Below are 24,212 nucleotides of genomic sequence, written 5' to 3' on the forward strand. Positions count from 1 at the left end.
GAACATTAGCGACCTAACATGATCAAAAGAACATTAATATCTGCCGGACTAACACCTGAAATACGACTAGCCTGGCCGATTGTTTGAGGCTTAATTTTAGTCAATTTTTGTCGTGCCTCGGTAGATATAGTGTGTATACTTTCGTAATCAAATTTGTCTTCGATATTGATATTCTCAAGCCTTTTAAACTTATCAGCCATCTGTTTTTCACGTTCAATATAACCCGAATATTTGATCAAAATTTCAGCTGACTGAACGATCTCTTCATACCTATCCTGAGGTATATTCTTTAAAAACTTCTGAAATGGAACGACTGGTTCGATGACATCAAAAATAGAAATTTGAGGACGAGAAATGACATCTTTTAACTTTACTCCTTGCTTCAACGGAGAGGTATTTTTAGCCTCTAAAAGCTCATTGATGTATTGCGGTTTGATTGAGAAGTTAGAAACAAACTCTACTATTTCGTCTCTAAATTTCAACTTCTCCTGAAGCAAATCCATGCGTTCCTGCTTGGCTAAACCAAGCTCAAATCCTTTCGGAGTTAGTCGAGAATCCGCATCATCCTGCCGCAAAAGAATGCGATATTCTGCTCGCGAAGTAAACATACGATAGGGCTCGTCTACCCCTTTTGTAACCAAGTCATCTACCAAAACCCCAATATAAGCTTCATCCCGATTCAATACAAAATCACCCAAATCATGCGCATTTTGATGCGCATTAATACCGGCCATCAAACCTTGCGCTGCTGCTTCCTCATAGCCTGTAGTACCGTTAATTTGACCCGCAAAAAACAGGTTAGAAATCATTTTCGTTTCCAGGGTATGATACAACTGAGTCGGGTCGAAATAGTCGTATTCAATGGCGTAACCAGGTCTGAAAATCTTAGCATTTTCCAATCCAGGAATCAATTGCATCGCTTTATACTGAACATCCCATGGCAGAGACGACGAAAAACCGTTCAAATAGTACTCAACCGTTGTCTCACCCTCTGGTTCGAGGAACAACTGATGCTGCAATTTTTCAGCAAAAGTCACAATTTTTGATTCAATACTAGGGCAATATCTGGGACCAGAACCCTTAATAGTGCCGTTGTACATTGGAGAATCTTCAAAGCCAACTTCTAGTGTTTTGTGAACCTCTTCGTTCGTATAAGTGATCCAACAACTACGCTGTGTCAGCTCTGATTTCTCGTAGGGTAAGTACGAAAATTTATAGTGTTCTTTATCTCCTTCCTGCTCTGTTAACTTCGAAAAATCAATAGTACGACCATCGATCCGAACGGGTGTTCCTGTCTTCAAACGACCGGTTACAAAACCTGCTTCTGCCAATTGGTCGCTGATGAAATAGGAAGCAGACTCCCCTATCCGACCACCCTCCATCTGAGCACGTCCGATATGCATTAAACCGTTCAAAAAAGTACCGTTCGTTAGCACCACAGTCTTCGATTTGAACTCAACGCCAATCTTCGTTTTGACCCCTTTTACAACACCGTCTTCCAACAATAGGTGGATAACCGCGTCCTGCCAAAGATCAAGATTTTCAATTTTTTCCAGCTCGTTACGCCACTCTTCCGAGAAACGCATACGGTCACTTTGAGCGCGCGGACTCCACATAGCTGGTCCTTTCGAGCGGTTCAGCATGCGAAACTGAATGGAAGTACGGTCGGTAATTATACCGGTGTATCCTCCTAAAGCATCAATTTCGCGTACAATTTGTCCTTTTGCAATTCCACCAATGGCGGGATTGCAGGACATCTGGGCATATTTACCCATATCCATTGTGATGAGCAAAGTCTTCGATCCCAAATTGGCAGCTGCAGCTGCAGCCTCACAACCGGCATGCCCTCCTCCTACTACAATGACATCATAAAATGGTAACATCTACTTAAATTTTAGAGCCACAAAATTAATAGAAAAGCTTAAATTACAAAAGGTTAGAAAGTTGCCAAATAATGATCCTCTTTTTGGGTCATCACCTTCTTCTGTTCGGGCTCCTTATCGGGGTAACCCAAAAGGTGCAAAACACCATGAACTAGTATGCGTCTTAACTCCTCGTCAAAAGAAACCTGAAACTTGTCGGCGTTCTCAGAAACCCGGTCTACACTAACGAAAATATCGCCGGAAATAAGCTTTCCTTCTACATAATCAAACGTAATTATATCCGTAAAGTAATCGTGATCCAGGTACTGTTTATTAACCTGAAGCAGATACTCGTCGCTGCAAAAGATAAAGTTGATAGACCCGATTTTTTTATTTTCTGAAGCAATAACAGAAGAAATCCAAGTTTTGATTTTTCTTCTTTCCAATTTTAGAGGTTTGACATCCTCATGATAAAATAGAATGGGCACGATCGATATTGAATTTTAATTGAATGACGGAACCGTTGTTTTTAAAAGATACCTGGTCAACCAGGTTGTGTATGATGAAAAGCCCTCTCCCACCCTCGGCCTTGATATTCTCCTTGGATGTAGGGTCCGGAATTTGCGTATAATCAAAACCTTCTCCTTCGTCGTGCACCTCGAACAAAACTGACTCATGTGTCAATTCAGCGAACAACGTCACGAATTTGCCTTCGTCGCACTTATTCCCATGGTTAATTGCATTATTCACCGATTCACAAACTCCCAAAGTAATAAAGGGAATCCTTTTGTGATCGATATTGCAATTATCTATAAAGTCTTCGATGAAATCTTCGACCTCCCTAAGATAAATGTAATTTGACTTTATACGAATAGACTTTTTCAATCTTTCTGATTTACCTTATTAATGTAGCTTCTGAACTTCTCTTCATAAAACTTGCGCAACCGGAAATCATTATACATGATACCATCCAAATTATTTTTCTCTTTGGGGTTATACTCGAAAATTAATTCGGGGTTACTGTAAAAAATCTGATCTGCCGTTTTTGACTCCCTCTGATCATCGAGGTCTCTCTCCCTTTCAGACTTTTCGGCCTTCAATAACCGATCGAGAATCAAATTTTGACGGGCAATCATGTTATCCGATATATTTTTTTGAATTAAATCAAGTCTATTTTGTTCAATTAACTGTTCAATCACTCTAAGTTGCTCTTTTGCAGAGCTTCCGATCCCATCGTCCATCATCAAGTCAGAAATCATCTGTTTCATCATTTCCTGCTGAATCAAAGATTTTCCGATCTGCTGATCAAGTTGCCCGTTTTCTCCATTCTTCAATCCTTCAATCATTCGTTGGAGCTGATCTTTTAAGGACTGTTGTGCATCCTGCAATTTTTTCATAGAACTTTTACCACCCTGACCAGGTTTATCACATTCCTGATCACCCGGCATAGCATTTGCCATTGCCTTCTCAATATTTTCCAACGCCTCGTTTAACAGAAGCGCTAGTTCGTTATAGGCAGTGATTGTATTTTGTTGGAGTTTCGGTACATTATTGATTAAACCCTCTTTCAAGTCGTTAATCGTTTGGTGAATCGAATAATCGATTTTCAGAAGCTCGCTACTAATCTTCGAATTAACAGCGGGGGTCCGTGATGCCAGAGCATAAAGCGAGTCTTCTATCACTTTAGACTGCTCCAATAACAAATCCTGTCTGTTTTGAACCACACCAAGTAGCGGATCATTTACATCAAGATCGACAGTCAAATTTAATACTTCTTCCTGATCTAAGGATACATAAATTAAATTCTTAAGAATTTGTTTCAGATTAGCAAGGTTTTCACCATTCTGTTGCATCTCATTATTTTGAAGCATTTGATTGACAGCGAATGCAACACCACGGATAGCATCCTCGTTTTGAGGCAATTGATCTTGTAGTTTATTGCGACGCTTATCTTGAATATTTTTCTGTATCTCCTTGTAATTCAGCTGAATATTATCTAATTCTTTATCAACCGGAAACAAATTCATTTTCTTTTCCAGTTGCTGATTCATCTCGAAAACATTTTCCAACTCTTTCGCTAATTCTTCAATTCCCTCACTATTACTCGACTCTTTTTCTGACAGTTGAGTAAAATCCTTTTCCTCAAGAAACTCTAAATTTACTTTTTCTTTATCAGCAATACCATTCAATTCACTGGCGATATTAGTTAACTTTTGCTCAATCTTAAGTTTCTTCAGCATCTCAAGGTTCCGATCCAATTGCTTCGACAGATCCTCCATAGGGAAATCCAGACGATCCATCATTTCATTAAAACGATCCTGATTGAAATTATCAGCCAATTCATTGAGCTCATCAAATAACTGTTTCAATTCATCCGTCATAATTTCATCAAGCAATTGTTGAATCTGCTTTTGTTTCTCCGCCAACGCTTCCTGCTGATTACCAAAAGAATCGTTCATATTATTCATCTGCGCATTCTTGTCTTGAAGTTGTTTTAATGTTTCCTCAAGTTTCGAGCGTTTATCCTGAATATTCTGCATTAACTGTTGATTCTCCCAATCGTTTATATCACCGGAAATACGACGATAATTTAAATTATTTAAATCTCTGTTAATATCATCAACCATTGATTTACTTTGACCGATAAGATCCTCAATATCATTGAAGAATGTATCATTTGCAGCCTCCAGTTCCCTCCGATCAGGAAATTGAAAATTGAAAACATCCGAAGTACTTTGTTTGTAACTATGGAAATAATCATTGTCTCTCACCGTAAAGTAGTAGCTGAAAGAAATACCCAAACTATTGTAGTCTTTGAAGTCAACGTAATAGTAGAAATCCTGAACGTTTAAACCAGGCACGACAGGCAGGGTAAAAACACTGTCTAAATCAATATTTTTAATGTTGAAGTACAGATCATGAAAACCATAGTCGTCGACGATCTCGCCTTTAAAATAAAACCGACTTAAAAAGACAGAGTCCTGCTGTTGAACCACCGTGATATCGGGGAAAAGATCGGGTACTAGCTGTATATCGAAACTAATTAGTTCTTTTCGATCTTCAAATTGATTAGAGAGTAACACACTGTACTTCGTATCCTTTAAACACTTATAGCTGAAATCGAAAGAATCACCATTCTTAGCAGCTGCAAACAATTCACCCCCTATCTTTAAGAATAAAGAATCTGTATCAGCACAATTGAATTTCCATTTAATTTCGCTGCCAAATGGCACTTTAAGATTCCCGACGTCATCATACTCTTCTTTCGGTAAATTCGTATAGCTAGGTGCGTTAACTTCAACCTTGTAAGATAGAAGCAACGGATCCGGTACGGCTTCGACAAAATAACGATCAGAAGAAAATCGGAGGTCAGTGAAAAACACAGGAAAAGAATTTTGAACATGCTCCAGACGATAACTGAATACAGAATCAGCAGATGACATGATGAAATTACTTCCACCGATATTCACATACAAATTACCGGGAGAATCTGCGCCTACACATTTAACTTTCAATTCGATTGAGGTACCCTTTTTAACCCTGATATTCGAGTTTAATAAAACAAAATCAAATGGCGCTGGCTTCAGAAAAACCTGATTAAAGTGAGCCAAGCGAAACCCAGCTGTTGAAACCATACCTGGAAAAGCAAAACTGAAAACGACCAGAAGTATCAAAGAAGAAACTAAAAAGATACTATTCCTGCGAATTAACCTAAAATGGAAATAATTCCGAAAATCAAACGGCGATAAGCTCGCTATCTTCTGATCGATACTGGATGCTACCAACGAGTTACTATCGTCCATTTGACCCAATTCAATAATATTCACCAACTGGTCTTTTAACTCCGGGAACAAACTTGACACGAGTCGTGCTTTCTGTATTTCAGAAGAGGATTTAAAACCGAGTAAGACCAAGAGAGAGTTTCCAACATATTTTATAAAAAGGAACGATACAAGAATAATTAAGAAAATCAAAAACGAAGCGCGCCATCCTATCGAAGTATATACCTGATATTCAATAAATAAAACGAATAAGATATAAAAACTGACACAAGCTATTAACAACATCAATCCCTTAATCAGTAGAAGTAAGTAATAGCTACGACTGAATTTATTGAGTTTATCAACAATTTGAGAATAGTTGTTAGTCATGATTTTCAAAATACTTATTTACAGCCTAAAAATACAGGTAATAATTGTTAATTAACTGTCGCTATCTGTTGAAATTTTTACGGAAAAATGTTACGGTAATATTTCCTCAATCCTAAATAAATTTTAAAAGACAGCTAAAAATGAAAAATCAAAGTAAAATTTCCGCTTAAAAACAAAGCAAAATTCAACACTAACAACATGCCTACACAACCAGTATTTACTGATAACACAGCTTTTCTAACAATTGTTAATTACATTCAAAATACATTGATTTTCATGAAATAGAGTTGTTAATTCACCGTTAACAAAACAAGAGAAATATGCGTTTATTGAAAAAGCAACGAATTCTTGGATTTTTTATCAAAGGAATTAACAGCCTATCATTATCAATATTCTTTCTTTTAAATTAAAAATGAATAATAATAAGAAATAGTCATGTTTACAGGGTTTCCTTTTAAACGAAAACAGGATTAATTTTCGAACGGTTTAACAGATACGTGAATGAATGAGAAGCTTTCCATATTGCTAGTGGAAGATAATGTGTTGAATCAGAGGATTGTAACCTTCAGCTTAAAAAAATACAACCATTCGGTGCAAATTGCCAACAATGGATTGGAAGCGTTGGAGGTATTCAAAAGCAACAAGTTTGATGTTATCCTGATGGATATCATGATGCCTGTTATGGATGGTTTGGAAGCAACTCTCAAAATCCGTGAGTACGAAGAGCAAAACAACATTTTAGACAAAACCCCTATTATTGCTGTAACTGCGAACACGATGGACAACGATCGTGAAAAATGCCTTTCGTACGGGATGAATGAATTTATGGCGAAACCATTTGACGTGGAGAAACTTGCGGTGATTTTTAGTGAACTTCGAATTAATAGCGCTTAGGTTCACTTTAACCCCATCCGAAATAAAATTATATTTGTTCCTTTAAGTGAAAGAATAATTTTATGGCGGATTCCATTGATTTACACAACCAATCTTTTTCCGACAGGGACAACGAAATTGACAAACGTTTGCGTCCCCTGTCTTTTCATGACTTTAAGGGACAGCAACAGGTCGTTGAAAACCTTAAAGTTTTTGTCCAGGCTGCAAAGATGCGTGGTGAAGCCTTGGATCATGTTCTGCTGTTTGGTCCTCCCGGACTAGGAAAAACAACTCTTTCAAATATTATTGCAAACGAATTGGGTGTTAGTTTGAAGCTGACTTCCGGCCCCGTTTTGGATAAACCTGGCGATTTAGCAGGCCTTCTGACAAACCTTGAAGAACGCGATGTTCTTTTCATCGACGAAATACACCGTTTAAGCCCCATAGTTGAAGAATATTTGTATTCGGCAATGGAGGACTACAAAATCGATATACTGATCGATAAAGGGCCCTCAGCACGCTCAATTCAGCTCGAATTAAATCCCTTCACCCTGGTCGGTGCGACGACACGTTCCGGCTTGCTGACAAGTCCCCTTCGCGCTCGTTTTGGAATCAAGGCTCACTTCGAGTACTACGATCTTAAAATTTTAACGGGTATTGTGAAGCGTTCTGCTTCGATACTTGATATCGAAATTGACGAACGTGCAGCGATTGAAATTGCTTCCAGAAGCCGTGGAACGCCGCGTATTGTGAATGCCCTTTTACGTAGAGTTCGCGATTTTGCGCAGGTGAAAGGAAATGGTCGAATTGACATGGAAATCACCAGGTTTTCGCTGGAAGCCTTGAATATCGACACGCATGGCTTGGATGAAATGGATAACAAGATCCTTCGCACGATTATCGAGAAATTCAAAGGGGGTCCTGTTGGAATCAGCACGATTGCTACCGCCGTTGGAGAAGATAGCGGAACAATTGAGGAAGTTTACGAGCCTTTCCTGATTAAAGAAGGATTCATTAAAAGAACACCGCGTGGACGCGAAGTTACCGATCTGGCATACAAACATCTGGGCGTTTTCAGAACTGGTGGGGATGCTACGCTCTTTTAATTTTAGGATTCGCTCGTAGTTTCACGTGGACTATCTGTCGCTCGATCTTCGTGGTTGGGCACATCGAGCACGTGTAAATCGAGTTGCGGGAATGGAATTTCAATATTGGCTTCTTTAAAAGCTTTGTCAATCGCGACGGACACATCGCTTTTTACCTGTATGCCTTGCTCAAACAATACCCAGAATAACAATCTGAAATTGAGTGAACTATCTGCGAATTCATTAAAAAGTACCATCGGTTCCGGAAATTTTGCGACAAGTTCGTGACTACTTGCCGTTTCTTTCAAGATGCGAATTACCTCTTCCGGATCGCTGCCGTATTTCACTCCGATGATTATTTCGAGCCTACGCCGGTTGTCTGACAAGGTCCAGTTGATCAATTGATCGGATACGAGGATTGAGTTCGGCACAACTACCTCTGCTCCATCGTAAGTTCGCACTTTACTGCTGCGAATCCCTATTTTTTTCACCTCTCCCATCAAGGTATTTATTTCAATCGTATCACCTACTTGTATTGGTCTTTCGTAGATCAGAATCAATCCTGATATGAAGTTGTTGACGATGTTTTGGAGACCGAAACCAATACCCACACTGAATGCGCCCAGCATGATGCTTATCTTTGTAAGATCAATCCCGGCAGCAGACAACGCAAATAAAAATCCCCCGATGGCAACGAGCATGCGAAGGGTAATTGAAATAGCTGCAGGAACTCCTCTAAGCCGTTGTGTTCGTTTAAAATTACCGTCGTTCAGGCTAATTTTGATGATCGTAACCAAGCCCCATGTAACCAACATGATAATCAGAAACTGGTAAATAGCCCCCCAGGTAAAAATAAAGCTGCCGACTTGTCTTTCGATCGTCATGAATTGATCCAGGCTGGAATAAAAAAGAGTATCAATTTCAAGCGTCACCAGAAAGATGTGAAAGCCTACAAGGGAAAAAAGGAAGCTGACAAATAGATTCAATCTTTTCCGCAGAATTGGGAAATACTCGTAGGACTTATGTTTTTCAAATCGGGTTAATACCTGGAACAACAGATGGATAGCGCTGGCAGTAATTTCCCAGGCTCCGAGGATAATGATGATGGCGTACGAAGTGTGTGTACCGACACGCAAAAAGAAAACGGTCAGGTTTTGAAAGCCAAATAGATTGACAATAAAAGCCGCTGTGTACAGAAAGAAAATAGGGTATCGCAGTAAATTGACAATCAGTTTATATCGAAAGGTTGGATTGATTTTTCTGGCGAAGGCAGGTGTCATGAAATACAGTATAAGCCCCACTCCTAATGCAGCCTCAAAAGCCAGGTAGAGCCGGGCATAATTTCCAAAATACCAAAAAACGATCTCGCCGAGATTGGCAATTAGAAGCGGTATGAAGATTAGAATCAATCGCTGGCCCTGAACATTGATGTAGCGACGCAGTAAAAAGTAGGTGATTACAAGCATACTGAGCGCGAGAACTCCGGACAAAACGATTGGAATATTATCGAACAGGAGATAGAATGTGAAGAGCACCAAGTACATGATTGAAGCTGCTGTATGATCGATAATCAGCTCTTTGATATCCTGTTCATCCGATTTATTGTTCGGTTTTTTCTGCTTAATGTAGAAGTAGCGTAGCCCAAAAATGACGATTAAGATGATGATAATCCAGGTAATAAATTCATTGATATGTCCCATGAAAATAGGAAGGCTATCTTTCATCGATTTGAGATTTTCATGCAGGGCTTTCTTCATTCGTTCAGTCACCGTGCCGTCGAAGGTCTCCTTGAGTTTTGTTTTCCAGATTACAGTTTGAGTTGCTTTGAAAAGGCTTGCACGATATTGTTTGTGAAGTTCTTCGATGGTTTCAATGTACTGGTCCAGGTCAATCATTTGATCAATGATTTTCGAATCGAGCACAGCTATTTTTTCCACCGCTTCGTACAGGCTTTTTTCCAGTTCCTGCAGGTTATCAATTGTCGTGTTTATGCGATTATTGATTTCATCGGGTAGGAAGTCAGTGGCAGAGTTTTTCGAAGTTTCAACCCAAAGGCTCTCTCTCTTTTTGATTTTATCAGAAATCTCCATTAAATCCTGAAGTCGGCCTGAAAGCTCGTTTTGCCAATCGTCAAGCTGGGCCCTGTAATTCGACCAGACTCGTTTGGTGTTAATCAGAAACGATTTGGATAAGTTCTGAATGTTGTAACTGTCGAACTCTTCAAATTCGGTTTTAATCAGCGTATTCAGAAGCGCGAACGATGTATCAATTTTCTGCGTGTTTTCATAAGCTTTTATTTTCTTGGTCGCATCCTTTATGTCCCGGCTTGCCCGTTCAATCTCGTAGGCAATTTCAGCTGTTTTGTACGAGTGCTGTGTCTTTACAACAACAGTGTCGGTGTTGGTGCTGGTTGGTTCAGCTGGAGTTAATTGGCCGGATGCCAGGTTTGGTGCAGCAAAGCATAAAGCAGTAAACAGAGAAAAAAGAATGGCTCTCATTATGCAGGATTTATCGGTTCGCAATACGTGTTCTAACAAATTTAACGAATTCGAGTCGAACAAGTCGCAAACGCTTCATCCTTTGATGATAAGCTTTGGTTAAAAAACAGATGATCTTTCAGGCAATTCTGAAATCAACGACTGAAAGCGTATACTGGGGAGAATAAAAGGATTTTAGGGGAAAACTGGTGTTCGCCAGAGGTGATGTTTGGTCAGACGAAAGAAAGGGCGAAAAATCGCTTTATAATACCAAAAGGAGCAAGGAAGGCTGTTAGGTTCCCTACTCCTTTTGCGATTTTTATTCTTGCTTTAGCAATTTTACTTCAAACAGGCTGGGCCAAAGTTTACCGGTAACGTACATTTTGCCATTCGCTTTATTGAAAGCAATTCCGTTTAGTACATCGATCGGCTTTTCCGGGTTGTACATGACCGACATGAGGCCTGAAAAATCGATCTTCGCAACAATTCGACCGGTTTGCGGATCAATCTTCACGGCAAAGTTTGTTTGCCAGATATTGGCGTACACATAACCTTCGTAGTATTCCAGCTCGTTCAGGTTGCGCACCGGGCCGTTATTGTCGTAAACAGCTTGTCTTCGCAGCACTTCGTAGGTATCCGGATTCATAAAGTCAAGGAATTCAGAGCCGTCGGTTTTAATCAAAAACACGCCGTCGTGCGTCAATCCCCATCCTTCGGCAGTGGCATAAGTAAAGCTGTCGACGCGGGCGAAGCTGTTTAAATCGTACACAAAACCTTTTTGTGCTTTGTAAGTGAGCTGGTAGATTTTGTCGTTCACAATGGTGATCCCTTCGCCGAAATATTTCTCTTCCATATTGAAGGTTTTCAGCACATCTCCGCTTTTCAGGTCGAACAGGTAAATACCCGATTTGCCGTTTTGGCCTGTACTTTCGTAGAATTTATTTTCGTGCACCTCGAGGCCCTGTGTAAAGTGGTCGGTGTTGTGCGGGTAGGTATTCACAATCTCGTAGGTATAGAGCTCCGGAGTCAGGTTTGAAACCACTTCCAGGCTTTGATAGCTGATTCCCTCTACCCCATCTTTTTTGGTGGCAATCACTTTTAACTGGTGTTTTCCCAGACTGTTTAGAACAAGTGCTGGGTAGTTAAATTCAGCATTTTCGGATGTCGTCAGCAAGTTGTCGTCCAAATAAAGTTCTGCTTTTGCCAATTCGCCGTTTTTTGGGTTTACTTTAATTTCAACATGGACGGTATCACCCAAAGCAAGTTTTTGTCGTTTAGGAAGAATATCAATTTTGGACACCGGAGTTCGTGATTTTTGAGACGTATTACTACATGAGATTCCGGTAATGACAAGCAGACAAACACTTACGAGTACAAAAACTTTAAATTTCATTCTTTTTTATTTTTATCCGAAAGCGTAAAAATAGTCAATTCCGTTTCAAACCGCGGGTATTTACTTTAAAGTTTGTTACCGAAATTGATGGAATTAAATATCTTACTGTTTGAATATCTTGTTAATTGCGAATAGCTATCTTTGGCAGAAAATTTCAGCGCTTTGAGCTCATTTAAAAAATTAGTCGGCGATACCGCCATTTACGGAGTTAGCAGTATTGTAGGTCGTTTTCTGAATTGGTGGCTTGTGCCCTACTATTCGCACATTTTTTTAGCGGCTGAGTATGGTATTGTGGCTAACCTGTACTCGTACATGGCTTTTTTGCTGGTTTTGCTCACCTACGGTATGGAAACCGGCTACTTCCGCTTCGCTTCGCAGGCTGAGGATAAAAAGCTGGTTTACTCGAGCTCGTTAATCAGTTTGTTTGCCACTTCGCTGGCTTTTGTATTGGTTGTTTTTGCCTTCTCCGGCGACATTGCGCGATGGCTCGAATACGGCAGTCATCCGGAGTACATTCGCTGGATTGCACTCATCATGGCTTTCGATGCCTTCACTTCGATCCCTTTTGCAAAGCTGCGGATTGAGTCCCGGCCAATCAAGTTTGCCTTTCTGAAATTGGTCAACATTTTTGCCAATATCTTCTTCAATATATTTTTCCTCAGCATTTGCCCGGCTATCTTGAAAAGCAATCCGGAAAGTGCTATTCGCTTAATTTATAATGAAGAGATCGGTGTGGGCTATGTGTTTATTTCGAATTTGATTGCCAGTGGAGTGACGCTTTTGATGCTTCTACCCGACCTTCGCATCAAATTGCGATTCAGCGGAAGGCTTCTCAAGGAAATAGTCTGGTATTCGTTCCCGATTCTGGTGGTTGGAGTCTCCGGAATGGTAAATCAGAATATCGATAAGATTTTGATTCCGAAACTGATTCCCGACGATCAGGGACCTTGGGAACAAGTTGGTATTTACAGTGCCAATTACAAGCTGGCGGTACTGATGAACATGTTTATCCAGGCCTTCCGCTATGCGTTCGAACCGTTCTTTTTCTCGCAGGTAAAGTCCGATAATAACAAACGCGGCTATGCGCTAATTTTGAAATATTTTGTCATTTTTGGCTTGCTGATATTTCTAGGAATCAGTCTGTTTTTGGATCTCTTCAAGACCCTCCATATTTTGGATGAATCGTATTTCTCGGGTCTGAAAGTTGTGCCAATTGTGTTGATGGCCAATTTATTCTTGGGAATCTATTACACGCTTTCATTGTGGTACAAACTCACAGATAAAACCCGGTTTGGAGCGTACTTTGCCTTGATTGGCGCCGCTATCAGCTTAACGATTAACATCATCTTCATCCCTGTATTTGGCTATATGGCTTCAGCTTGGGCGGTGTTGATTTGCTTTGTCATCATGTCGGTCATGTCTTATTTCATAGGTCAAAAATATTTCCGGGTTGACTACCCGATTCAGCGAATTGGTTTGTACTTTTTGCTGGCGTTGGGCTTATATGCACTTTCGGTCATAATCCCCATTTCCAATTCAGTTTTGTCTTACCTGCTGAACGCCGTATTGTTCGGTATTTTCGTCTCTGTGACGTTTATGTTAGAAAATAAGGAATTCAGAAAGTTTCTAAGGTAAAAAATCGCATATAAATACTTTTAAGTATTATTTTTGTTTTTAAGTTTGCTTAAGGAAAACAGGATATTGTTTACCAAATTTTGTTTGCGCGATTCAAACTGTTTAAGATTTAAAAGTTTATTTGCCAAAATGAAATAATTGGAATAATGCTGTTCCCGGGAAGCATTCTTTATTTATGCACTTGTAAAACCGAAAATTCCGTGCTATGACCGAGGTAAAAGAAAAATTCCTGCACGATGCTGACAAAATTGCTTTCGATAAAAAACACAGAGCAACGATAAAATTCAACATTTCGCGCTACGATTTAGCTGTCGACAAAGGTATGAAACGCTATTCGAACCTGGAGTTGGCCAAAGAACGTGGATCCTTTGTAAAACAGACTGCTGTTGAAAATCTGGATCAGTACCTGGTTCAGTTTGAAAAGAATATTTCAGCTCGCGGAGCTGAGGTGATTTGGGCTGAAGACAGTGCTGAAGCGATTCAATCTGTTGTCAAAATTTTGAAAGAGAATGGCGCAAAGCTCATCGTGAAGAGTAAGTCGATGACGACGGAAGAGGTCGATTTGAACGAGCATGTTGAAGAAATAGGTGTTCATTCACTTGAAACCGACTTGGGTGAATACATTGTGCAGCTGGCGGGCGAAAAGCCTTACCACATTGTGACACCTTGTATGCACAAATCGAAAGAAGATATTGCAGAGCTTTTCCACGAAAAATTTGATACGCCGGAGAAAAGTACACCTGAGTACCTGACTGCTTTTGTGCGCAGTAAGCTTCGTGAAAATTTCACGAAAGCAGACGTAGGTGTTACTGGTGCTAATTTTTTGATTGCCGATATCGGCGGGATCGCCCTAACCGAAAATGAAGGTAACGCGATGATGACGTTTTCTTTTCCAAAGGTGCACATCGTGATCGCAGGTATTGAAAAACTGGTTCCGAAAATGAATGATTTGGGTTTGATGTGGCCGCTTTTGGCAGCTCACGGAACCGGTCAGCAAATTACGGTTTACAATTCAATCGTGTCGGGTCCGAAACGCGAAGGCGAGAAAGATGGTCCTGAAAAAATGTACGTCATTCTTTTGGACAACAAACGAAGCGAATTGTACCAGCAAAAAGAACAATATTTGGCGTTAAAGTGCATCCGTTGTGGTGCTTGTTTGAACGCCTGCCCGATTTATAAAAACATTGGCGGTTACACCTATGCTGCGACTTACAGCGGCCCAATCGGTTCAGTAATCACACCGTTTTTCAAAGGATTTTCGGATTACAATCACTTGAGTTCAGCTTGCTCTGTCTGTGGTAAATGTACCGAAGTTTGCCCGGTAAAAATACCGTTGCACAATTTGTTGTTGTTCAATCGTCGCGATGCGGTGGAACAAGGCAACGGAGCATTTATGTGGAATCAGGGAATGAAAGCCTACCAATTTGCTTTTGCCAAACGAAGCCGTTTGGATGCGGTTGGCGGTAAATTGAAGAACACTCTGGCTGGATTTGGTAAAAATGCATTGGGCGAGCAAAAGCAAGTTCCGCATTTTGCCGACAAATCATTCAGTCAACAATGGAAATCAACGCACAAGGATAATAACTAAAAAAGGACGTTACTTAAAACTTATCTATATGCTTTCAAATACGTGTAAATATGCTGTTCGGGCGCTGATTTACCTCGGAAAATTCAGCGAGGACGGCGAGAAAATCGGTATCAAGAAAATCGCGGGCGATTTGGACATCCCTACCCCGTTTTTAGGTAAAATCCTTCAAAACCTGGTGAAGCAAAAAATTCTTTCTTCAACAAAAGGCCCAAATGGTGGTTTTGGTTTAGGTAAAGCAGCCGAGGAAATTACGCTTTACGACATTGTGAAAACAATCGACGGCGAAGACTTTTTCCATAACTGTCTGATTAGTTTGGAGCCCTGCTCAACGCACCATGCCTCGGGTAAACCTTGCGCTGTGCACAACCAGTTTAGCGCCGTGCGTGCTGAATTGATGGAATTCTATTCCCAAACAAGTATCGCCAAGATTATTGCCGATATGAAGGGACACGAAGATGTCATTAAAATTTGATTGATTTCGTCCTTGAATTCCCTGAAATTTCAGTCATTTCCGGCGCGTATTGAAAGGCATGCGAAAACTTTTGGTTCTCGGCAGTGTTTGTGATTTGATTTGTTATTTACCGAAATGGCTGGAATTTATATTCATATCCCTTTTTGCAAAACGAAATGTCATTACTGCGATTTTTATAAATCGACAGATTTTGCATCGCGTCCCGACTTTTTGTCGGCCTTAAAGATCGAAATCCAAAGTCGCACTAACGAACTTTCGGACGAGAAAATTGAAAGCATCTACTTTGGTGGAGGAACACCCTCTGTTTTGAAAGTAAGCGAGATATCCGCAATTTTAGATCAGATTTTCAATAACTACCCGGTTGCTGAAGACGTTGAAATTACCATGGAATGCAACCCCGATGATCTTTCGGCTGCATTTTTAAGTGAACTTCGGAAAAGCCCGGTTAACAGGCTGAGCATCGGAACCCAGTCATTCAACGATCAGGATCTGAAAAGTATGAACCGCCGCCACAACGGAAATCAGGCGATTACGGCGGTGAAACTGGCGCAGGAAAGCGGCTTTTCAAACATCAGCATCGACTTGATTTACGGGCTTCCCAACCAAATGCTCGAGCAATGGAAGCTGAATGTTGAGCAAGCCATTCAACTCAACGTTTCCCACATTTCAGCTTATCACCTAACCTATCACGAAGGCACCGTTTTTTACGATTATCTGAAAACAGGGAAGATCAAAGAACTGCCCGATGAACTCAGTTTCGACCAGTTTAAGCTGCTGAAAGCAGCACTTGAGAATGCTGGTTTTGAACATTACGAGATTTCCAATTTCGCCAAGTCAGGGCTTTATTCGCGGCATAACCGGGCGTATTGGCAACGGAAGAGCTATCTCGGATTCGGTCCGTCGGCTCATTCCTTCGACTTGAAAACCCGGCGATGGAATGTCTCTTCACTACGAAAATACCTGCAGGCTTTTGAGCTAAACACACCCTATTGGGAAAACGAAATATTGACCGAACAGGATAAGTATAACGATTATGTAATTACCTCTTTGAGAACAATCTGGGGTATTTCCGATCAGTACCTGGAAGACCATTTTCAAGGTCGGTTTCATGATCATTTTAAGCAGGAAGCTAAAAAGTTCATTGCGAGTCATCACTTGGCTTTCGATGATGGTTCGTACAAACTGAACCGCGAAGGGCTGTTTATTTCCGACAAGATTATGGAGCAGTTGCTCTATGTGGAGGATTGATTTAAATAGTGTTAATAGATGAAATCGCAGGGCTTGGCTCCCGGATAAATACCTATATTTGACAATTGAAAAAATTTGAAACGGTTGAATTACCTTTAAAATGACGGATTTATGCAAATTAAAATCATCAATAAATCAGAAAATCCTTTACCAAATTACAGTACTTCTTTATCGGCCGGAATGGACTTGCGGGCAAATCTGTCAGAGGCAGTGACGCTGAAGCCACTTCAACGCGCGTTGATCCCAACCGGTTTGTTTATTGAATTGCCGGAGGGTTACGAAGCTCAAATTCGCCCAAGAAGTGGTTTGGCTTTAAAGAAAGGAATTACCGTTTTAAACTCCCCCGGAACTGTTGATGCTGATTATCGCGGCGAAATCGGTATTATTTTGATCAATCTTTCAGAGGAAGAATTTACCATTGAGCATGGCGAACGTATTTGCCAAATGGTCATTGCCAAACACGAAACAATCAGCTGGGATGAAGTTGAAATTCTGGCTGAAACAGAACGGGGCGCAGGCGGATTTGGCCACACAGGTAAAAACTAAAAACTGTTTGCCGGGTTATTTAGTACATAGAGTTTGATTCGTGTTCCGGAAGTTTTTAATAATCAGGTCGGACGACCGCAAAGGGAAAGAATGAACGTAAAGAAATTTGGATATTTTGTAGTGCTTGGCTTGGCGCTGGCATCGTGTGCAACAAGCAAACAAGTTGCTACACCAGTGGCTCCCGAAAAAACAACAAGCCGCGAAACCTTATTAACCGAGGATCAGAAGAACGAGTTCGAGTATTTGTTTATCGAAGGAATAAAGCAAAAGAAGCTTGGAAATGTCTCCAACGCGGTTTCTATTTTCTCCCGCTGTCTCGAAATTGATCCGCAATCGGCTGTTGCGATGTACGAAATGGGTACTTTGCATTACGCCAACAAAGATTTGACCAGTGCAGCGCTGTTGCTTGAAAAAGCGAACACAATCGAGCCTCAGAATAAGTGGTATAAAATTTCGTTAGCTCAGGTATACCAGCAACGGCGCCAGTTTTCCGAAGCAGCTGCTATTTACGATCAGCTGGTCAAAATGGAGCCGGATAACATGGAATTCATGTACAGCAAAGCTGTTTTATACGGGATGGCTGAGAACTATCAGGAAGCAATTGACACCTACAACCAGCTTGAAAAACAGATTGGTTTGAATGATCAAATCTCAGTTGCCAAGCAGAATTTGTACCTTAAAATGAATCAGCCGGACAAGGCTTTTGAGGAAATTCAACGGTTAATTGATTCCAATCCGACTGAGCCTCAGTATTACGGTTTGATGGCTGAAATGTACCAGAGTCAAGGAGATTCGGTGAACGCACTGAAATACTACCAGAAGATACTGGAAATTGATCCGGGCAACGGCTTTGTACACTTTTCCTTGGCTGGTTATTATACAGAACAGGGTGATTTCGATAAAGCATTTGAGCATGCCAAACTGGCTTTCCAAAACGATGAACTGGATGCCGATACGAAGATTCAGTATTACATGATGCAAACTGCCCAAGCTGATAAGTCGGACTGGACAGATGCGCAAATTGATGAATTGCTGGATATTTTACACGACAAATACCCGGATGATAACCGCATGTTTGCCATTTATGCTGATCATTTGGTTCGTCAAAATAAACTGGCCGAAGCTCGCGACTATTTGAAGAAATACCTGGATTCGGACAAGAGCAGCTTCGAAATTTGGTGGCAATATTTGCTCATCAGTAACGATTTGCAAGATTGGAATGCGCTCTATTCCGACAGCAATGAAGCCATTGAGCTGTTTCCAAATCAGTCGGCGCTTTACGCTTTAAATGCCGTTGCAGCCCTTCAACTTGAAAAGTATGAAGAAGCGTTGAAGATTGTTGATGAGGGCGAAACTTATGCCGGCGACAACGTCAATTTAAAAATACAGCTGGCTATTTACAGAGCCGAGGCGAATTATAAATTGAAGCATATTGATGAAGCGCTTCAGGCTTATGAAGATGTCATCAAAATGGATCCTGAAAACTTCATGGCGATGAATAATCTGGCTTACTACTTATCGGTTCAAAACCGTAATTTGGATAAGGCAGAGCGTTTTGGTAACAAAGTTGTTCAGGCAAATCCGAACAATCCAACCTATTTGGATACCTATGCTTGGGTACTTTTTAAGCGCAAAGACTACAGTTTGGCCAAGTTCTACATTGAAAGTGCTTTGGAAAACGGCGGAAGCGACAATGCAGTTTTGGTAGAGCATTACGGCGACATTTTGTTTATGCTAGGTGAGAAAAACAAGGCTGTTGAAGAATGGAAAAAAGCGCTGGATCTGGGCGACGGATCAAGTGTTTTACCACAGAAAATTAAGGAATTACGCTACATTGAAAGTACCGACGAATAGTGAAAAGATCGATATTAAATACTCAAAACCTATTATTCTTTTTCGTTTTACTGTTATTGGCTTCGTGTAAAGCCACCAAAACAGTTACCTCTTACGAAAAACTCAAACCGATCAGCACGAACCGGCTGATTAAAAATATTGAGGACAACGCCTTCGAGTACAAAGGACTCGACATTAAACGTATAGCCTGTGTTTACGAGACACCTGATAACAAAACCTCGTTTCGGGCGACCCTTTCATCCAAATTGGACGAACACATCCAGGTGACCATTAGCAAATTGAACTTGCCGGTTGCCCGCATTTTACTGACGCCCGACAGTGTGAAAATGATCAATTACCTGCAAAAGACATACTTCTTGGGCGACTACTCGTACATAGAAAAAATGCTTGGGGCCGCCGTCGATTTTCAGGTTGTTCAATCCATTTTAACAAACGATGTGTTTTCGTATCGGAAGGACGAAAAAGACAACGATTTTAAAGAATTCGTTTCGTACACTGATAGCGGGAATTATGTGCTGCAATCGGTTAAAAACCGGAAACTCGATAAAATAAGCCGCAAAGGGAAGGACGATAAAGTGGATCGGTATCTGAAGAAGCTGGATGAAGAAAGTTTCATTGTTCAGTACTTGTATGTCGATCCCGTTACGTTTAAAGTGCGCAAGATTATCATGGATGATGTTACTGAAGGGCGAAAAGTATCGGTGAATTTTGATGAATTTACACCCGTTGAGAAGCAGCTCTACCCGGGAAGTATCGATATTCATTTCGTGAGCCAAGAAAATGACTTGAAAATGAAAATTAAACTCAGTAAATTTTCGCTGGATCCCGATCCAACCATTAATTTTAACATTCCGGAGAAATATAAATTGGCGAATTGATAGCTTTGTGCATGAAACGACTGCTCTTCATTTTCAGTTTTCTACTTGCAATCAGTAGTTTGCAGGCGCAATCAATTGCTGAGCTGAGAGCGAAGAAGTCGGATGCTGAAAAGCAAATTCGCCTGACCAACTCCTTGTTGGAAGAAGCTCAGAAGAATGAGAAGGCCTCACTTTCCAAACTGCAATTGCTGAAGTCGCAAATCGCCTATCGTTCCGAAATCATTGAAAGTATCAACAGCGAGATTGAAGTGGTCGATTGGAGCATTGCAAACAACAACGAGATTATCGGCATGTTGCAATCCGACCTGGATCGGTTGAAGAAGGAATATGCATCGATGATCCGGTTTGCTCAGAAGAACAAGAACAGTTATGACCTGTTGATTTTTCTGTTCTCAGCCGATAATGTCAACCAGGCCTACAAAAGATGGCTTTACCTTCGTCAATATGCCAAGTACCGCCGCTCGCAGGCTGATATTATCCGCACTGTATCCGAGTCGCTGGATGAAAATCTGGTCAAGTTGAATGAGAAAAAAGAACTGAAAACAGAATTGCTTCAAGTTAAAATTACTGAGTTCGAGACCTTGGAAAAGGAGAGAGGGCAGCAAAACAGCACGGTTGCCACGCTTCAGAAAAAGCAGCGGGAACTCCGAATTGAAATCAAAGAACAGCAGAAAATACAGGACGAGTTGGATCGTCAGATTCAAAAGATATTGGAAGAAGAAGCCAAGAAATCAGGCTATGCGCTGACGCCCGAGCAAAAATTGATTGCCAGTGATTTTGAGAAGAATAAAGGACGCATTCCCTGGCCGGTTGCACGTGGAATTATTACCGAACATTTTGGGGTTCACAGTCATCCGGTATTGAAGCAAATTCAGGTTCGCAGCAACGGGATTGATATCAGCACAGCTGCCGGATCAAAGGCTCGTGCAGTTTTTGAAGGAGAGGTGAGTCGGGTGTTTGCAATTTCCGGTGGTAACATGGCCGTTATTATTCGCCATGGGAGCTTTTTAAGCGTTTACTCCAACCTGCGGGAGGTAACGGTCAAGCCGGGGCAGAAAGTAGCGTTAAAGCAGGAAATAGGCACAATTTTCACCGATCCCGCCGACGGCAACACGACGGTAATGAAGTTCCAGATTTGGAAGGAGAGCCAGAAACTCGATCCGGAAGAATGGATCTCCAATTAAGGGGTACAAAAAAACCCGCCTGCAGCGGGTCTGTTTTATAAGTTGGCGACTTTCGTCAATGCATTTACATCCAGGAGTTTAATTTTCCGCCCTTGCAACTCAATCAGCTTGTCTTGTTTAAATTCCGACAACAAACGAATAACACTTTCGGTAGCTGTACCAACAATGTTTGCCAGTTCTTCACGCGTCAACGAGATTTGGAGGGTATTCGAATTATCCAAGTCAAAGCTTTCTTTCAACAACAAAAGTACCTCCGCCAGTCGTTCGCGAACTGTTTTTTGTGCAATATCGGTGATGTAATCGTTCGCTTCGCGCAGCTCCTTGCAAACAATCTGCAGCATGTGGTGCGAGAATTCCCAGTTGTTCTGAATCAGGTAAAGCAGTGTTTGGTATGGAATATGGCACAACACAGCCTCTTCAATTACTTTCGACGTGGTACAGGCCAGTTCCTGGCTCAACAGTGAACGGTAGGCTACAATTTCGCCTTTTTTAGCAAAACGAATAATCTGTTCCTTTCCGTCGATACCGGTCTTGTATATTTTCAGAATACCTTTGGTAACACAGTAAAACCCTGTTAACCGGCTTCCTTCACGATAGATGATACTACCTTTCTTGTAAAGAGAGCAGGTTTTATCGTAGTTAAGCTGAACGAATTCTTGTTCTGTCAATTTTTTAAATAATTGAAATCCAGATAAATCACATTCTTCTTCTACTGGTCTTTTTAAAGAACTTTTCATTTACCCAATTGAATTAATTTTGATAAAGTATTCATTTTAAAATTAAACTAAATATGCATTCATACCTTATATTTGTAAAACAAATTTAGATAGATGGATATTTGAAATATCCGCAATTATGGGACAAAAATAGTTCAAATTAGAATATAAACCAGTTTGTTATGAAACACGTTCTAGATTTAGCCTGGAAAGAGAATATGGCCTTTGAAACTGATATGGATGGGCATAAATTGGTTATCGATGCTGCGGAAGAGTCGGGAGGTGGCGATACAGGACCTCGTCCAAAGAAGTTGATGCTCGCGGCGCTGGCGGGTTGCACCGGCATGGATGTGATCATGATTCTGAAGAAAATGAAGGTTGAGCCCGAAGCTTTTAATGTGATTGTTGAAGGAGATGTAGCGGAAGATCACCCGAAAAAATATACCAAAATGAAGGTGATTTACCAGTTTAAAGGGCAAAATCTGCCAATGGATAAATTAGAAAAGGCGGTTAACCTGTCGGAAGAAAAGTACTGCGGTGTGAGCGCTGTTTACAAAGCAGCCTTGGATCTCACGACCGAGATTCGGATTGTTGAATAGTCAAAATTCATCCTAAAATAGATTGAAGGAGCCTTTGATAGGGCTCCTTTTTTGTTCCCTGTAAATTCGTCTAATTTGATATGTTAGTAGGCATGTGTTGATTGGTATTCAGAAAGTTACTTTTAAATTGAAGGCCACTAACCACAATAATTACTAAACATATGAGAAATCTGGATCGTCGTCAGTTTTTAAACACAGCTGGAGTACTTACGGCTGGCACTCTTCTATCCAACCCGCTTCAAACTTTCGGTAATAAATCGCAAACAAAAATGAAATTGGCTTTGGCTGGAACCGGTATTCGCGGCACGAGCTTTTGGGGAAAGGCGATCGTTGAACGCTATCCGGACGTGACCGAGTTCGTGGCTTTATTTGATCACAATCCGGGTCGGCTTGAGTTTGCCAAACAGTTCATGGGAATCGAGTGTCCCGTGTTTTCTGATTTTGAGGCGATGATCAACCAAACAAAACCCGACTATGTCATTGTCACCACGGTTGACGCGACGCACCACTTGTTCATCATCAAGGCCTTGGAGATGGGCTGTAATGTGATTACGGAAAAGCCAATGACGACGGATGAAGGTAAATGTCAGGCAATTTTGGATGCCGAGCGAAAAACAGGGCGAAAGGTGATTGTCGGCTTCAATTATCGCTACGGTTTGCAGTTTACCAAATTAAAGGAATTGTTGGTGAAACAGGAAGCCGGGCGCCTGACTTCCGTCGATTTTCACTGGTATCTGAATACTTATCACGGCGCATCGTATTTCCGTCGGTGGCATGGCGAGCGTGATAAAAGCGGCACTTTGTTGCTGCACAAAGCCACCCATCATTTCGATTTGCTGAATTGGTGGATCGATTCTGATCCGATGGAAGTTGTGGCATTTGGTGCACTGGAACATTACGGAAAAAACAACGCGTTTCGTGGTGAAAATTGTCGCTCATGCCCTCATACAAAAGAATGTAAATTTTACTGGGACATCATGGCCGAACCGCATATGGTAGATTTGTACGTGAAGAACGAAAAGTACGATGGCTACATTCGTGATAACTGTTTGTGGCGCGATCGGATCGACATTTACGATAAAATGGCTGTTCAGATTAAATATGCCAACAACGTGCAGGTCAGTTATTCACTCACGACCTATTCACCTTACGAGGGATGGCGGATCGCGTTTAACGGAATGGACGGACGCATTGATTCCTGGGAAGGTATTCCATGGGAAACTGAAAAATTGGTGAGCCAATCACAATTGCACGCAGCTGAAATGAGTCAAAAGGGAGCGGAAGAACCCGAAGAATACGACGAAATAATGGTGATGAAAAACTGGCAGGATTACAACCTGGTGAAAGTGCCGAGAGTCCGGTCGGGCCACGGAGGTGGTGATGTTCGCCTGCATGACAAAATTTTTAAAGATCCGAATATGGCTGATCCGTACAAACACTCGGCCGGAACCCGTGATGGCGCGATGTCTATTCTGATTGGAATTGCGGCTCGTAAAAGTATTGAAGAAGGGCGAATGGTAAAAATTGAAGAATTAACAGATTTACCAATTCTTGCCGTCAGGCCGTAGCTATAAAACACACTGAAAGAGGATTTGCGACAGCAGGTCCTTTTTTTCATGCGGTTTTCCTGCTAAATTTGACTGTCTCATAC

General features: G+C 41.1%; 19 protein-coding genes. 12 read left to right on the plus strand and 7 right to left on the minus strand.

The window, feature by feature from the left end; translation table 11 throughout:
- Positions 1 to 5: 5 nt before the first annotated feature.
- Genes mnmG through BC643_RS13030 form a run of 4 tightly spaced genes read right to left on the minus strand, consistent with a single transcriptional unit; the run spans position 6 to position 5,689 of the window.
- On the minus strand, positions 6 to 1,883 hold the full coding sequence (gene mnmG, locus BC643_RS13015) for a tRNA uridine-5-carboxymethylaminomethyl(34) synthesis enzyme MnmG (protein ID WP_120273497.1): 1,878 nt from the start codon (positions 1,881 to 1,883) through the stop codon (positions 6 to 8).
- Positions 1,884 to 1,936: 53 nt separating this feature from the next.
- The gene (gene ybeY, locus BC643_RS13020) at positions 1,937 to 2,308 is read right to left on the minus strand and encodes an rRNA maturation RNase YbeY (RefSeq protein WP_245994948.1); all 372 of its coding nucleotides are present in this window, start codon (positions 2,306 to 2,308) and stop codon (positions 1,937 to 1,939) included.
- Positions 2,309 to 2,327: 19 nt separating this feature from the next.
- Positions 2,328 to 2,747, minus strand: coding sequence for an ATP-binding protein (locus tag BC643_RS13025; protein ID WP_120273499.1), 420 nt, complete (start codon positions 2,745 to 2,747; stop codon positions 2,328 to 2,330).
- Entirely contained in the window at positions 2,744 to 5,689 is a 2,946-nt protein-coding gene (locus BC643_RS13030; RefSeq protein ID WP_147377222.1) for a DUF4175 family protein, read from the minus strand. Before BC643_RS13030 ends, BC643_RS13025 begins: the two co-directional genes overlap by 4 nt.
- Before the next feature lie 825 nt (positions 5,690 to 6,514).
- Here BC643_RS13030 and BC643_RS13035 point away from each other — a divergent pair.
- Together BC643_RS13035 and ruvB are read left to right on the plus strand one after the other, a co-directional pair.
- Positions 6,515 to 6,907, plus strand: coding sequence for a response regulator (locus BC643_RS13035; RefSeq protein WP_120273501.1), 393 nt, complete (start codon positions 6,515 to 6,517; stop codon positions 6,905 to 6,907).
- Between the two features lie 62 nt (positions 6,908 to 6,969).
- Positions 6,970 to 7,992, plus strand: a complete 1,023-nt coding sequence (gene ruvB, locus BC643_RS13040) for a Holliday junction branch migration DNA helicase RuvB (protein WP_120273502.1) — start codon at positions 6,970 to 6,972, stop codon at positions 7,990 to 7,992.
- A gap of 2 nt (positions 7,993 to 7,994) precedes the next feature.
- Here ruvB and BC643_RS13045 read toward each other — a convergent pair whose 3' ends face one another.
- Both BC643_RS13045 and BC643_RS13050 read right to left on the minus strand, forming a co-directional pair.
- A complete protein-coding gene (locus BC643_RS13045) occupies positions 7,995 to 10,469 on the minus strand; it encodes a mechanosensitive ion channel family protein (protein ID WP_120273503.1) in 2,475 nt (824 codons plus the stop codon).
- A 298-nt stretch (positions 10,470 to 10,767) separates the two neighbouring features.
- A complete protein-coding gene (locus BC643_RS13050; protein ID WP_120273504.1) occupies positions 10,768 to 11,841 on the minus strand; it encodes a glutaminyl-peptide cyclotransferase in 1,074 nt (357 codons plus the stop codon).
- Between the two features lie 162 nt (positions 11,842 to 12,003).
- Between BC643_RS13050 and BC643_RS13055 the strand changes: the two genes are divergently transcribed.
- From BC643_RS13055 to BC643_RS13090, 8 genes are all read left to right on the plus strand, one after another.
- Positions 12,004 to 13,476, plus strand: a complete 1,473-nt coding sequence (locus tag BC643_RS13055) for a lipopolysaccharide biosynthesis protein (protein WP_170154542.1) — start codon at positions 12,004 to 12,006, stop codon at positions 13,474 to 13,476.
- A 205-nt stretch (positions 13,477 to 13,681) separates the two neighbouring features.
- On the plus strand, positions 13,682 to 15,064 hold the full coding sequence (locus tag BC643_RS13060; protein WP_120273506.1) for a lactate utilization protein B: 1,383 nt from the start codon (positions 13,682 to 13,684) through the stop codon (positions 15,062 to 15,064).
- 28 nt (positions 15,065 to 15,092) lie between these two features.
- Complete coding sequence (locus tag BC643_RS13065) at positions 15,093 to 15,536, plus strand: RrF2 family transcriptional regulator (protein ID WP_170154543.1); 444 nt, start codon at positions 15,093 to 15,095, stop codon at positions 15,534 to 15,536.
- Positions 15,537 to 15,650: 114 nt separating this feature from the next.
- Positions 15,651 to 16,784, plus strand: coding sequence for a radical SAM family heme chaperone HemW (gene hemW / locus BC643_RS13070; protein ID WP_120273508.1), 1,134 nt, complete (start codon positions 15,651 to 15,653; stop codon positions 16,782 to 16,784).
- 111 nt (positions 16,785 to 16,895) lie between these two features.
- Complete coding sequence (gene dut / locus BC643_RS13075; protein WP_120273509.1) at positions 16,896 to 17,330, plus strand: dUTP diphosphatase; 435 nt, start codon at positions 16,896 to 16,898, stop codon at positions 17,328 to 17,330.
- Positions 17,331 to 17,420: 90 nt separating this feature from the next.
- A complete protein-coding gene (locus tag BC643_RS13080; protein ID WP_120273510.1) occupies positions 17,421 to 19,184 on the plus strand; it encodes a tetratricopeptide repeat protein in 1,764 nt (587 codons plus the stop codon).
- Positions 19,184 to 20,062, plus strand: a complete 879-nt coding sequence (locus tag BC643_RS13085) for a DUF4292 domain-containing protein (protein WP_170154544.1) — start codon at positions 19,184 to 19,186, stop codon at positions 20,060 to 20,062. The genes BC643_RS13080 and BC643_RS13085 overlap by 1 nt, the downstream gene beginning before the upstream one ends.
- 11 nt (positions 20,063 to 20,073) lie before the next feature.
- The gene (locus BC643_RS13090) at positions 20,074 to 21,246 is read left to right on the plus strand and encodes a murein hydrolase activator EnvC family protein (protein WP_120273512.1); all 1,173 of its coding nucleotides are present in this window, start codon (positions 20,074 to 20,076) and stop codon (positions 21,244 to 21,246) included.
- Between the two features lie 35 nt (positions 21,247 to 21,281).
- Here the strand turns inward: BC643_RS13090 and BC643_RS13095 are convergent, their stop codons facing one another.
- Positions 21,282 to 21,914, minus strand: coding sequence for a Crp/Fnr family transcriptional regulator (locus tag BC643_RS13095; RefSeq protein WP_245994950.1), 633 nt, complete (start codon positions 21,912 to 21,914; stop codon positions 21,282 to 21,284).
- A gap of 230 nt (positions 21,915 to 22,144) precedes the next feature.
- On the opposite strand from BC643_RS13095, the gene BC643_RS13100 reads away from it, so the two are divergent.
- Positions 22,145 to 22,561 (plus strand): OsmC family protein, encoded by a 417-nt coding sequence (locus BC643_RS13100; RefSeq protein ID WP_120273514.1) that lies wholly within the window; start codon positions 22,145 to 22,147, stop codon positions 22,559 to 22,561.
- A 161-nt stretch (positions 22,562 to 22,722) separates the two neighbouring features.
- Complete coding sequence (locus BC643_RS13105; protein WP_120273515.1) at positions 22,723 to 24,129, plus strand: Gfo/Idh/MocA family protein; 1,407 nt, start codon at positions 22,723 to 22,725, stop codon at positions 24,127 to 24,129.
- Positions 24,130 to 24,212: the final 83 nt, after the last annotated feature.

The sequence above is a fragment of the Mangrovibacterium diazotrophicum genome, from assembly GCF_003610535.1.
Lineage (GTDB): Bacteria > Bacteroidota > Bacteroidia > Bacteroidales > Prolixibacteraceae > Mangrovibacterium > Mangrovibacterium diazotrophicum.